This is a genomic window from Sphingopyxis sp. Root154 (assembly GCF_001427105.1).
Taxonomy (GTDB): domain Bacteria; phylum Pseudomonadota; class Alphaproteobacteria; order Sphingomonadales; family Sphingomonadaceae; genus Sphingopyxis.
The window spans coordinates 652,124-665,190 of the sequence record NZ_LMGI01000003.1; the positions used below are offsets into that span (position 1 = coordinate 652,124).

Genomic DNA, 13,067 nt, shown 5'->3' on the forward strand with positions numbered 1-13,067 from the left:
CCGCCGTCAGTACAGGGAATAAAATATGACCGACACCGCGAAAATCACGCTGGGCGACACGACCGTCGACAGCCCTGTCCTGTCGGGCACCGTCGGCCCCGACGTCGTCGATATCCGCAAATTCTACGCCCAGACCGGTGCGTTCACTTACGATCCCGGCTTCACTTCTACCGCGAGCTGCGAATCGCAGATCACCTATATCGACGGCGACGAAGGCGTGCTGCTCCACCGCGGCTATGCAATCGGCGACCTCGCCGAACATTCGAGCTTCATGGAAACCTGCTACCTGCTGCTCAACGGCGAACTGCCGAATGCGCAGGAACTGGCCGATTTCGATACGACGATTACGCGCCACACGATGCTGCACGAACAGCTCGCGACCTTCTATCGCGGTTTCCGTCGCGACGCGCACCCAATGGCCGTCATGTGCGGCGTCGTCGGCGCACTTAGCGCTTTTTATCACGACTCGACCGAGATCCACGATCCGCACCAGCGGATGATCGCCAGCCACCGCCTGATCGCGAAAATGCCGACGATCGCCGCGATGGCGTATAAATATTCGGTCGGACAGCCCTTCGTCTATCCCGACAATTCGCTGAGCTACACCGGCAATTTCCTGCGCATGACCTTCGGCGTGCCCGCGGAACCTTATGAGGTGAACCCCGTCGTCGAACGCGCGCTCGACCGCATCTTCATCCTCCACGCCGACCACGAGCAGAATGCGTCGACCTCGACCGTCCGCCTCGCCGGCTCGTCGGGCGCCAATCCGTTTGCCTGCATCGCGGCGGGCATCGCGTGCCTGTGGGGACCCGCGCATGGCGGCGCGAACGAAGCCGCGCTCAACATGCTCCGCGAAATCGGCCGTCCGGAACGCATCCCCGAATATATCGCGCGTGCGAAGGACAAGGACGATCCGTTCCGCCTGATGGGCTTCGGTCACCGCGTTTATAAAAACTACGACCCGCGCGCGACCGTGATGCAGAAGACGGTGCGCGAAGTGTTCGAGGCGCTGAAGGTCAACGACCCCGTCTTCGAAGTCGCGCTACAGCTCGAGGAAATGGCGCTGAACGATCCCTATTTCATCGAGAAGAAGCTGTTCCCGAACGTCGACTTCTATTCGGGCGTGATCCTGTCGGCGATCGGTTTCCCGACGACGATGTTCACCGCACTCTTCGCCCTCGCTCGCACCGTCGGGTGGGTCGCGCAGTGGAACGAAATGATTTCGGACCCCGCGCAGAAGATCGGCCGTCCGCGCCAGCTCTACACCGGCGCGGCGCATCGCCCGTTCGTTCCGGTCGGCCAGCGCTAAGCGCTCAAAGATAGGAAATTTCGAGCGGCGGCGCAGGCGACTGTGCCGCCGTTTCGATTCAGGCGTCGCGCGCCGGCAGGCTCAGCGTAAAGCGCGCGCCCTGCCCCGGCGCGCTGTCGACGGTCAGTTCGCCGTCCATCGCGCGCGCAAGGCGGCGGGCAATATAGAGGCCGAGGCCCGAACCGCCGCTGTCGGTACGGCCGAGCCGCTCAAACTTCTCGAACACCACGGCCTGCTGCTCGGCATCGATCCCCTGCCCCTGATCGGCGACAGTAACCATCGCGCGGTCGCCGTCACGGTCTACGCGGATCCATATCTGCGAATTATCGGGCGAGTAGCGGATCGCATTGCCGAGCAGGTTGAGCAGCACCTGCAAAACGCGGCGAAACTCGCCGGTGGCCGGCGCCCGGTCGTCGGTGCGCGGCGCATCGATGCGGATGCCCTTTTCCTCTGCCTTCATGCCGAGCAGGCCCACCGCGCGGCGCGCCAGATCCCCCAGGTCGATTTCGTCGGCGGCCGCCTTGAACCCGGGCCGCTCGATATTCTGGAGATCGGCCAGATCGTCGACGAGGCCGAGCAGGTGGCGCCCCGCATGCGCGATATCGCCGGCGTAGCGCGCATAATCGGCGCGGATCGGGCCGTCGAACTGGCCCGAAATCGTCTCCGCCGTCGCGATGATTCGGCTGAGCGGGCCGCGCAACGCGCCATCGATGCGGCGGCCGAACTGCGGATCGGACAGCGGGAGCGATCCAAACGCCGGATCGACGAGCGCCCCGCCCCCCTTCGGCTCGGCGGGCACCTGACCTTCAGCGACGACTGCAAGCCCACGAAAACCCGTGAAACGCCCCGTGGCGTCGAACAAGGCTTCGCCCGACAAAGTCATCGCGATACCCGCCGCCTGCACGCGTTGGCTTTCAAAGCGCGACTGGCGTGCAAGCGCGCGCAAGACAGGAAAGCGCCCGTCTTCGTCGGGTTGGAGTTCGAACAGCTCCGAAAGCGAGCGACCTTCCCAGCCGTCGGGGATGGGGGGCGCATCGGGCGCGGCGTGCAGCGCGACCAGGCGCAGCTGCTGGTCGCATTCCCACGTCCAGCTTTGTGGTACGGCGGCGCTGTCGGCAATCACGGGCACCTGCGGCTGCCTCACCGGGCGTGTACGCCAGTCGCTGATCTCGAGACTCGCGCCGTCGGCATCGGGCGTGATGCGGACGATCGCGTGGATGTCACTATGATCGTCCGCGGCATATAGCGGCCGGCTGATGTCGCGGTGAAGCCGCTGCGCCAGCGCAACGAGCCGCGCAAGGTGCGGCAGCGCGAGCGGCTTATCGAGCCCCGCGCCCGCACGCTGCTGCAGGCGCAACAGTGGCGCATCGGCGCTGACCAGCACCCCCGACCGATCGATCCGGCCCCGGATGATGCGCTCACTCATCGCTGCTCACATCGGCCACCGCGCGTGCGGGCAGCATAACCAGCGACGCCTCGATCGGCGCCAGCGCCGAGTGATCGAGGCGCAGCGGTGCAAGAAGCGATGGCAGCGCGGCGGTTTCGGCGGTCAGGAGCGTCATCGCCATATCGTCATAGGCGCGGCGGTGCGCCGCCGCGGCGAGCGCGATCAGCGTGGGCCAATTGTGGCGTGCGATCGCCGCGGCGGCCGCGCCGGGCAATGCCGCTCCCAAAATCTCGTAATAGGCCTGTCCCGCATGCGCCATCCCGGTTTCTTCGGCCTGCCGTTCGATCGCGACCCGCACCGCGTCGCCCAGATCGGCGGCACGGCGCTTGTCCCCGCTCACCTCGGCCAGCCGCCAGGCCGCGATATCGAGCAGCAGGGTGCGGAACGTTTCGCCGTCGAGATCGGCAATCGCGAGCGCGGGATTGCCCAGCACGTCGAAGCGGCGGCGGTCGGCGATCTGCAGCGCCAGATAGGCGCGATCGATATCGGATAGCGGCACGCTCTCCGCTGGTGCATCGGGGTGGGCTGTTGCGGGTTCGGACAGGATCGGCGGCGGGCTGGTTCGTTGCCCCGATTGCTCGCGCCAGCGATGCTCCTCGGCGCGCGCGAAACAAATACCCGCCAGCCGCGCCGCGCAGGGCAATCCGCCGCGCAGCCACTCGTTCCACAGTAGGCCCGGATCGATACGGGGATCGAGCCTTGCCGCGACTTCGACGACCAGCCGGCGCGCAACGCCCAGCGACAGCGCGCGCTGCTCCTCGGTGAGCCGCCCGGCAGCGGGCGCGGCCAGATAGTCCGCCAGTTCACGCAGGCGCGCCGACAGGGTCGGCGACGGCGGATCGATGCCGGGAGAGGAGACGGATTCACTCATGCGCATCCGCCAATAACAGCATGGCGTTAATAGGCCTTAAACCTTCAAGGCCATTGTTCTAGCGTCCTTCCGGGCGCCGCGCGAGCCGCAGCCAGAGCAATATCTGGAGCAGCGCGAGCAGCGGCAGGATAGCGAACATCAATGGAGCAACCCCGAACAACAGTGCCGGGGCGAGCATGATCCACGCCTGATCGGCGTCGGGCAGCAGCCAGTGGAACCGGCGGCGCTCGCCCGAATCCTCGTAAAGCCATCGTGCAAGCAGGATGGTTGCGGCGAGGCACGGCGCCAGTGCGGCCTCGGCAAACAACGGCATCTTGTGCGCCGGACCGGCGAGCGACAGGAGCCACGGGAAAATGGCGAGCAGCACCCAGGCAAAGGTACGGATCACCTCGCGGGTCCGGTCCTGTGCTGCGCTTTCGGCTCGAAACGCCGACAGGAAGCGCATCGCCGCAAGTCCCAGGCCGCCGAAGATCGCCACCAGCGCGCCCGCCGCAGCGAGCCCGGTCGCGGCCAGCAACCCGACGATCACCCATAACGCCGCGGTGGCATAGGGCAGATAGCGCGCGGTGGCGGGCGATTTGACCAGCAACGGCCCGGCGAGCCGGATCAGCGGCATCATGATCGCCGAACGGCCCAGCCCCATGCCGCCATATTCGACCTGTTGCAGGCTCGACTGCTCGATCAGCGCCGCGGTGGGGCGATCGGCGACGATCGCGATCTCGCCCTGTTCGAACAGCGCGGGCTCGCAGTAAAGCCGCCGCGCGCCCGATTGCACCGCAAGCCGCAGCAGCGTCAGCATCATGTCCCACTCGCCCGGCATCGCGGCGAGTTCGGCGACCATCGGTTCCGAAATACACGCGAGCCCGCCCCAGCGGCGGGTCGCGTCGATGCGCTCGAACCCCTGTGTCAGCGGGGTATCGCCGGTCACGAGGATCGCGGGCGACCCGGGCCGGGCGATCGCCGCATAATGCGTCCCTCCCGCACGCAGGCCGTCGGCGACCAGGATGATGCGATCATCGGGCTCGACCAGTCCCATCAGGTCGGAGGCGGCACGGACCGCCGTCACCTTCAGTCCGCGGCGGCGGATACGGTCGCACGTCGTTAGCAACTCGGCGGGAACCGCGCCGACCGCCACCGCGATATGCGTCACGCCGACGTCGGAGAGACGCGCTGCCTGCCGCTCGATCAGCGTTTCGCCAGCCACGGTGACGAGCGCGCGGAGCGACCCGTCAGCCAGCGTTTCGCTGGCGCCGACCAGCGCAATCAGGGCCATCGGCGCCGGGGGTATTGAACAGCGGTCATCGGCGCGCAGCTTTAGGGACGACGAAGCGATTGGCAAGCCCCGCGATGGAGCCCGATGACGTCACGCCTTCACCCCATTTTCCCGCGCTTTACGCGTCATTTCTGCGCGCAAAAAAATGCGGGAAAAATGACCGAATCGCTGGCCTTTCCACCCACCATCGGCTAGAAAAAAATCATCTCCCGAAAAGCAGAAAAAAGGCCGGGTCTTGACCGAAGAAAATACGCCTACGCCGCCGTCCGAGGATGGCGTTTCGCCGATCAACATCGTCGACGAAATGAAGACGAGCTACCTCGATTACGCGATGAGCGTGATCGTCAGCCGCGCGCTCCCCGACGTACGCGACGGGCTGAAGCCGGTTCATCGCCGCATCCTTTATGCGGCGCAGGAAGGCGGCTTCATTCCGGGGCGTCCGTACAAGAAATCGGCGAAGATCGTTGGCGACGTGATGGGCAACTACCACCCGCACGGCGACAGCGCGATCTATGACGCGCTCGCGCGCATGACGCAGGACTGGTCGCTACGCGTGCCCCTGATCGACGGTCAGGGCAATTTCGGCTCGATGGACCCCGATCCGCCCGCATCGATGCGTTACACCGAAGCGCGCCTCGCCAAGACTGCGATGGTGCTGTTGAACGATCTCGACAAGGACACCGTCGACTTCCAGCCCAACTATGACGCGAGCCGCGAAGAGCCCACCGTGCTCCCGGCGCGATTCCCGAACCTGCTCGTCAACGGCGCGGGCGGTATCGCGGTCGGCATGGCGACCAATATCCCGCCGCATAACCTCGGCGAAATCATCGACGCGACGCTCGCGATGATCGACCGCCAGCTCGAAGGCGGCGAGCCGGTCACGCTCGAAGAATTGATGGCGATTGTCCCCGGTCCCGATTTCCCGACCGGCGCGATGATGCTCGGCCAGGGCGGTGCGCGCAACGCCTATGCCACGGGCCGCGGCTCGATCATGATGCGCGCGACGCACATCATCGAAGAAGGCCGGAACGACCGCCAATCGATTGTTCTGACGTCGATTCCTTTCCAGGTCGGCAAGTCGGGGCTCGTCGAGAAGATCGCCGAGGCAGCGCGCGACAAGCGCATCGAGGGCGTCGCCGACATTCGCGACGAATCGAACCGCGAAGGCGTGCGCGTCGTCATCGAGCTGAAGCGCGACGCGACCGCCGAGGTCGTGCTCAACCAGCTCTGGCGCCACACCCCGGCGCAGTCGAGCTTCCCCGCGAACATGCTCGCGATCCGGGGCGGACGCCCCGAAATGATGGGGCTGAAGGACATTCTTTCGGCCTTCATCACCTTCCGCGAGGAAGTGATCACCCGCCGCTGCAAGTTCGAACTCGCGAAGGCGCGCGACCGAGCGCATATCTTACTCGGCCTCGTCGTCGCGGTCAGCAATCTCGACGAAGTCGTCCGCATTATCCGCGGCTCGAACTCGCCCGCCGCCGCCCGCGAAGCGCTGCTCTTGCGCGAATGGCCGATCGGTGAAATCGCGCCATACATCCGCCTGGTCGAAGCGATCGAGGGCGAGATGGAGGAAAGCGCCACCTACCGTCTTTCTGAAGTGCAGGTAAAGGCCATCCTCGACCTTCGCCTCCATCGTTTGACCGCGCTTGGCCGTGATGAAATCGGCAAGGAACTCGGTGAGTTGGCGACCGAGATTGAGGAACTGCTTTCGATCCTCGCCGACCGCGTCAAACTCTATGGCGTGATGCGCGAAGAGCTTGTTGCGGTGCGTGAAGAATTCGCGACGCCGCGCCGCACGCTGCTCGCCCCCGCCGCCGACGGCATCGATGACGAGGATCTGATCGAGCGCGAGGAGATGGTCGTCACCGTCACCCTCGACGGCTATATTAAACGCACGCCATTGGATACCTTCCGCGCTCAGCGCCGCGGCGGCAAGGGCCGCGCCGGCATGGCGACGAAGGACGAGGATGTCGTCACCGAGCTGTTCGTCACCTCGACGCACACGCCGGTGCTCTTCTTCTCGACCGCGGGCAAGGTGTACCGCATGAAGGTGTGGCGCCTGCCCGAAGGCGGACCCGCGACGCGCGGTCGCCCGATGATTAACCTGCTTCCGCTCGCGCAGGGTGAGACGATCTCGACCGTGCTCCCGCTTCCCGAGGACGAGGCCGAATGGGGCAAGCTGCACGTCATGTTCGCAACCGCGAAGGGCAGCGTGCGTCGTAATAGCATGGACGCTTTCACCAACGTGCCCTCGAACGGCAAGATCGCGATGAAGTTCGAGGGCGAGGACGAGGACGATCGCCTGATCGGCGTCGCCTTGCTCGACGAAAGCGACGATGTGCTGCTCGCGACGCGCCAGGGCAAGGCGATCCGCTTCGCCGGCGACGACGTTCGCGAGTTCCAGAGCCGCAATTCGACCGGCGTGCGCGGCATGCGCCTCGCCGACGGCGACGAGGTCATTTCGCTCTCGATCCTGCACCGTGTCGGGACCAGCGGCGACGAACGCGAAGCCTATCTGCGCGCCGCACCATGGAAGGATAATGAAAACGAACCGACGCTGGATGGCGAGCGCATGACCGAACTGGCCGCGCGCGAACAGTTCATCCTGACCATCTGCGCCAACGGCTATGGCAAATTGTCCTCGGCCTATGAATATCGGCGCACGGGCCGCGGCGGTCAGGGCATCACCAATATCGACAATATCGCGCGCAACGGCCTTGTCGTCGCCAGCTTCCCCGCAACCAAGGTGCACCAGCTGATGCTGGTGACCGACCAGGCGAAGCTGATCCGTATGGGTCTCGATTCGATGCGTGTCATCGGGCGCGGATCGGCGGGCGTACGCCTGTTCGACGTTGCGAAGGACGAGCATGTCGTCTCGGCGGCGCTGATCGAGGAAAGCGACGAGGAAGAGGTCGAAGGCGCTGAAGGCGAAGCAACGCCCGAGGCCGAGACCCCGACCGAGGCGGCGCCCGAATGACCGCCGCGACGGCCTTTAAGGTGCTGACACAGCAGCAATGGGCCGATTTCGAGCGCGAACGCGTGTTCCGCGGCGCTCCGGTGGATATCGCCGACGGCTATATCCACCTGTCGACCGCCGAGCAGCTCGAAACGACGATCGCCAAATATTTCGCCGGGCAAAGCTGCCTGATGATCGCCGAGGTGGACCTGATCTGCCTCGGCGACGCGATCCGCTGGGAACCGGCGCGCGGCGGCGAACTGTTCCCGCACATTTATGCGGAACTGCCGATCCACGCGGTGGTGGGGTTGCAGAAGCGCGACCAGTAATCCTCGCCCTGCGAAGGGATGCGAATACTGGCGCGCGAGCGATACCCTTTTGGTCGAACGCCCGTCTGCGTTGGTCGCATCTTGCTTCGCGCGCCGAAATACTCCTACCAGTGTCGGGCTTTGCACCGTCCGTGCATGGGGAGATAGAAGATGCGCCTCGTTTTGATTGCCGCCCTGCTGGCCTCGGCCGCATCCGGCCCCGCCTATGCGCATGAAACGGCCGTACCGGTCGCGCAATCGAAACCCGTCCCCAAGGAACAGCTGCTGAAGCCACCCGCCGACGCGGTACGATATGTGGTCGTGTCCGAAGCCGGCCAGCATGGCAGCCAGTGGCGCTGGCAGCTTCCCGACGGCCGCACCGCCTATCGCTGGTCGCAGGAATTGCGCGGCTGGATCACCGAGATGGATCAGGTCACGACCTTTGGGCCCGGCGGCGCAATCGAGGCGCTGACCGTCCGCGGTGTCACCACCTCGGGCGACGCCGCCGAGGAGTTTCGCATCGCGAACGGCCGCGCGACCTGGAAAACGGCGAATGACTCGGGCGAAGCGACTGCCGGTGGCTGGTACATCCCAGCCGGCGGAGTCGGCATCGCGAATGCCCCGCTGATGGACGCGCTCGCCGCGGCGGGCGACGCCGGGCTGAATTTCCTGCCGAGCGGCAAGGGTCGGATGACCCTTGGCCCGGTGCACACGATCCAGGGGCCCGGCGGCCCCAAGAAGGTCCAGCTCGCCTTCGTCAGCGGCATCCTGCCCTCGCCGCTCCCCGTCTGGCTCGATGAGAACAAGCGCTATTTCGCCGACATCAGTTATATCTCGGTGATCCCGGCGGGATATGAGGGGGCGCTGAAACAGCTGCGCAACGCACAGGAAGCGGCGACCGCCGAAGCCGTCGCCGGCATCGCCAAACGCTTCCTTTCGCCCGCCGCGAAAGCTCCTGTGCTGTTCGACAATGTCCAGCTGTTCGACGCCGACAAGGGCGTGTTCCTTCCCGCCCGCGCGGTGCTCGCCCAAGGCGGCAAGATTGCTGCCATCGGCGCGGCGGGATCGCTGAAAGCGCCCGCAGGAGCGCAGGTTATCTACGGGCGCGGCAAGACGCTGGTGCCAGGCATCTGGGACAGCCATCTTCACATCGGCGACGATTGGGACGTGCTCTCGAACATGGCCAACGGGATCACCAGCTTCCGCAGCCCCGGGACGACCTTCGACCGTGCGGTCGAGGCGACCAAGCGGCGCGCCGACGGCAGCCTGCTGATGGGCGAACCCTTCATTTCGGTCATCATCGACAAGAAGGATCCGCTGGCGGCGCAGGGCGCCGAGGTGGTCAGCAGCGCCGAAGAGGCCATCGCCGCGGTGCGGCGCGTCAAGGATGCCGGGCTGTGGGGCGTCAAATTCTACACCTCGATGAATCCGGCGTGGATCGCGCCCGCCGCCGCCGAGGCGCACCGCCTTGGCCTGCATGTCCACGGCCATGTCCCCGCGACGATGAAACCGAGCGAAGCCGTCGCTGCGGGCTATGACGAACTTACTCACCTCAATTTCGTGGTGATGGAGTCGATGCCGCGCGAAGTGATCGACAAGGCGAACACGCGGCAACGCGTGGAAGGGCCGGCGCGCTATTTCAAGGATGTCGACCTCGACGGCCCCGTGATGTCGCGCTTCGTCGCCGACCTTGCGGCCAAGAAAACGCTCGTCGATCCGACGATCGTCATCTTCGAGGGCATGCTGACGCAAGACGGCGGGCAACCCCAGCCGGCCTACGCACCCTATATGGGCATCATCTCCCCCGTCCTCGAACGCTCGGTGTTCACCGCCGGCGGCTATCCGCTGGTCGAAGGACTGACGCGCGACGATTATCGCAAGAGCTACGCGAAAATGGTCGAGCTCGTCGGCCGGTTGCACAAGGCAGGCGTGCCGATCGTCGCCGGCACCGACGGCTGGGGGATCGAGTTGATCCGCGAACTCGAAATCTATCGGCAGGCCGGGTTCAGCCCCGCCGAAGCTATCCAGAGCGCCACCATCGTCCCTGCGCGCGTCGTGGGCGCCGACAAGCGCACCGGCTCGATAGCGGTGGGCAAGGAAGCCGATCTGGTTTTAGTCGACGGCGACCCCTCGACCGACCTCGGCGCGCTCCGCCGCGTGGTGACGGTCGTCAGCGACGGCTATGTGATGGACGCAAACGAACTGCGGAAAGCCGCGGGCTACAGCGGCACGCCGAAGTAGAGGTTGACTGCTATCGACGCCCGAACCCAAATCAGCGCTGCCGAGCCTTCCACGCACGAACCGCCGCCATCGACTTTTCGACATGTGCCTGCGGCTTGCTGTCGGTATAGCTCAGCAGGATCGTTCCATTCGGCGCGATGACGAACGACGTCCGGTTGGAGATCGCCGGCTGGTTCGGACGCTGAAGGACGGTATCATATTTCGCGGCGATCTTCGCGCCCGGGTCGGCGGCGACGGCGAATTTGTCGCGGCATTCGGATTTCGAAAATTCCGCGACGCGTTCAATGTTGCCGGCCGTGACGCCGACGACGCGGGCGCCCAGCCGGTTGAAGTCGTCGCTCGATTCGGCGAACAGATGCGCTTCCATCGTACAGCCCGGCGTAAAGGCAGCAGGGAAGAAATAGAGCACGACGGGTCCCTTCTTCAGCGTCTGCTTCAATGACAGGACGAAGGGTTTACCGCCCTGCGCAGCATTCAGGGTGAAGTCGGGCGCCTTCGCGCCTTGCTGGAGGGCGGCGATACCCTGCGCCGGAACGACCGCGAGTGACAGACCAAGGCCAAACGACATCGCAATCTTCATCAGGGTTTTCATCTGAGGTTCTCCAGCTTGGACATGGAGCATGTCCATATTCGCCGGCATGGGGCAAAAGTTGCGGCGCCGGATCAAGATGATGAAAAAATATGGCGGCGTCTACATCGATCGTCCGCGCTGCACGGACGCGCCAAAGGCGGCCTGGCAGCGACCGGCCAATTTAGCCTTGGCCGTCCGACGCCAATCGCGTTACCGATGATTCTGAAAATAACAGAGAAAGGGGTCCGGTGCGGCTATCACGACGGGAATTCTCATGGGCGCTGGCAACCAGTCTGGTTGCGGCACCCGCGGCGCGCGCGGCAGCCAAGGGAGGCGCAAGCGACGCGGCGCTCACCGCCTTTCTCGACGCGGCTTTCGAGGCCGAGCTGGCGCTCGATCCCGAACAACTAACCCAGCTCGGCCGCAAGGAACAGCAGGATCGGCTCACCGACCCCAGCGATGCGGCGGCCGCGGCGCGCCTCAAGTGGCGCCGGGATAATGTTGCCGCGATGAAGCGGCAGTTCGAGCGCGCGAAACTCGGCGAGGACGCGCGGGTCTCCTACGACATGTGGGTGCTCGAGCTCGAGCGCGCCGAGGCGTCGACGAAATGGCGCGGGCATAATTACATCTTCGACCGCAACGGGCCGCATACCGGTCTGCCCAATTTCCTGATCAACCAGCACCGCGTTGACACGCCTGCCGACATGGAGGCCTATATCGCGCGGGTCACCGCGCTCGGCCCGACGCTCGACGCCTATCTCGATCGCGCCAAGGCGTCGGCAGCGAAGGGCGTGCGCATGCCCGCCTTCGCCTACGACCAGTCGATCGAACTCGTCGGGCGTCTTACCGCCGGGGCGCCGTTCGGCGATGGTGCGGACAATGCGCTGTTCGCCGATGCAAAGACGAAGGCGACAGGCCTCGTGACCGCCGGAAAGATCGACGCCGCCGCGGCCGATCGCTACATCGCGCAGGCGGCCGCGGCGATGACCGGGTCGATGAAGCCCGCTTACGACCGGCTCAGCGCATGGCTCACCGCCGACCGGTCCAGGGCGTCGGCCGAACCGCGCGGCGCAGCGGCGCTCCCCGATGGCGTGGCTTATTATAACGCGATGCTGCGCCTGCAAACGACGACCGACATGACTGCCGAAGACATCCACACACTCGGCCTGTCGGAGGTCGCGCGCATCCGCGCCGAGATGGAGGCGCTGAAGGCGAAAATCGGATTTGAAGGAAAGCTCGAGGATTTCTTCGTCTTCCTGCGCAGCGACGACCGCTTCTACGTCGCGAACGACGACGCGGGCCGCGCGATCTATCTCAAGAAGTCCGAGGACTATCTTGCCGGCATGCGCGCGCGGCTGCCCGAACAATTCGGACGGCTGCCCAAGGCCGACCTGATCGTCAAGCGCGTCGAGGCGTTTCGCGAGGAGCCGGGCGGCGCGGCGCACTATTCGCCCGCGGCGCTCGACGGATCGCGGCCGGGCATTTTTTATGTCCATCTCGCCGACACGCGCGCGACTCCGACCTATGAAATCGAAGGCACCGTCTATCACGAAGGCCACCCCGGCCATCATATGCAGATCGCGCTTGCGCAGGAAATGACCGGCACGCCCGAGTTCCGGAAGAATTGTTTCTACGGCGCCTATGGCGAGGGCTGGGCGCTCTATGTCGAACGGCTCGCGAAAGAGATGGGTTTCTACACCGACCCCTACAGCGATTTTGGCCGGCTTGGGCGCGAGATCTGGCGCGCAATCCGTCTGGTTGTCGACACCGGAATCCACGCCAAGGGATGGAGCGAGGCGGAGGCACTGGCCTTCTATACCGCCAATTCGCCGCAACCGATTGGCAAGATCCGCTCCGAAATCCGCCGCTATTTCGTCACCCCGGGTCAGGCGACCTCGTACAAGGTCGGAATGCAGCGCATCCTCGCATTGCGCGACCGGGCGCGGACGGCATTGGGCGCACAATACGACCAGCGCGTGTTTCACGAGATCGTCCTCGGCCGGGGTTCGGTGCCGCTGCCGGTGCTCGAAGCGCAGATCGACCGCTGGATCGCCGCGTCCGATTGACCCCGCGTCCCGATCGGCGCAG

10 protein-coding genes are annotated in these 13,067 nt (G+C 65.4%); 6 read left to right on the top strand and 4 right to left on the bottom strand.

Features of this window, described 5'->3' with window-relative positions; genetic code table 11:
• Positions 1-25 precede the first annotated feature (25 nt).
• Positions 26-1,309, top strand: a complete 1,284-nt coding sequence (locus ASD73_RS18600) for a citrate synthase (protein ID WP_056374768.1) — start codon at positions 26-28, stop codon at positions 1,307-1,309.
• A 58-nt stretch (positions 1,310-1,367) separates the two neighbouring features.
• On the opposite strand, the gene ASD73_RS18605 is transcribed toward ASD73_RS18600, so the two are convergent.
• The 3 genes from ASD73_RS18605 to ASD73_RS18615 are packed head-to-tail and all read right to left on the bottom strand — an operon-like array spanning position 1,368 to position 4,900.
• A complete protein-coding gene (locus tag ASD73_RS18605) occupies positions 1,368-2,735 on the bottom strand; it encodes a sensor histidine kinase (protein WP_056374770.1) in 1,368 nt (455 codons plus the stop codon).
• The gene (locus tag ASD73_RS18610) at positions 2,728-3,627 is read right to left on the bottom strand and encodes a hypothetical protein (protein ID WP_056375271.1); all 900 of its coding nucleotides are present in this window, start codon (positions 3,625-3,627) and stop codon (positions 2,728-2,730) included. Before ASD73_RS18610 ends, ASD73_RS18605 begins: the two co-directional genes overlap by 8 nt.
• 58 nt (positions 3,628-3,685) lie before the next feature.
• A complete protein-coding gene (locus tag ASD73_RS18615; protein ID WP_056374773.1) occupies positions 3,686-4,900 on the bottom strand; it encodes a hypothetical protein in 1,215 nt (404 codons plus the stop codon).
• A gap of 304 nt (positions 4,901-5,204) precedes the next feature.
• Between ASD73_RS18615 and gyrA the strand changes: the two genes are divergently transcribed.
• The 3 genes from gyrA (at position 5,205) to ASD73_RS18630 (ending at position 10,408) form a co-directional block, all read left to right on the top strand.
• On the top strand, positions 5,205-7,880 hold the full coding sequence (gene gyrA, locus ASD73_RS18620; RefSeq protein WP_235534619.1) for a DNA gyrase subunit A: 2,676 nt from the start codon (positions 5,205-5,207) through the stop codon (positions 7,878-7,880).
• Positions 7,877-8,188: a DUF952 domain-containing protein gene (locus ASD73_RS18625; RefSeq protein ID WP_056374777.1), complete on the top strand. Its 312-nt coding sequence runs from the start codon at positions 7,877-7,879 to the stop codon at positions 8,186-8,188. The genes gyrA and ASD73_RS18625 overlap by 4 nt, the downstream gene beginning before the upstream one ends.
• A 150-nt stretch (positions 8,189-8,338) precedes the next feature.
• Positions 8,339-10,408, top strand: coding sequence for an amidohydrolase family protein (locus ASD73_RS18630; RefSeq protein WP_056374780.1), 2,070 nt, complete (start codon positions 8,339-8,341; stop codon positions 10,406-10,408).
• 31 nt (positions 10,409-10,439) lie between these two features.
• On the opposite strand, the gene ASD73_RS18635 is transcribed toward ASD73_RS18630, so the two are convergent.
• Complete coding sequence (locus ASD73_RS18635; RefSeq protein ID WP_056374782.1) at positions 10,440-11,000, bottom strand: peroxiredoxin; 561 nt, start codon at positions 10,998-11,000, stop codon at positions 10,440-10,442.
• A 28-nt stretch (positions 11,001-11,028) separates the two neighbouring features.
• On the opposite strand from ASD73_RS18635, the gene ASD73_RS22860 reads away from it, so the two are divergent.
• Both ASD73_RS22860 and ASD73_RS18640 read left to right on the top strand, forming a co-directional pair.
• A complete protein-coding gene (locus tag ASD73_RS22860) occupies positions 11,029-11,199 on the top strand; it encodes a hypothetical protein (RefSeq protein WP_156377456.1) in 171 nt (56 codons plus the stop codon).
• 28 nt (positions 11,200-11,227) lie between these two features.
• The gene (locus ASD73_RS18640) at positions 11,228-13,045 is read left to right on the top strand and encodes a DUF885 domain-containing protein (RefSeq protein ID WP_056374783.1); all 1,818 of its coding nucleotides are present in this window, start codon (positions 11,228-11,230) and stop codon (positions 13,043-13,045) included.
• The last annotated feature ends 22 nt before the right edge of the window (positions 13,046-13,067 follow it).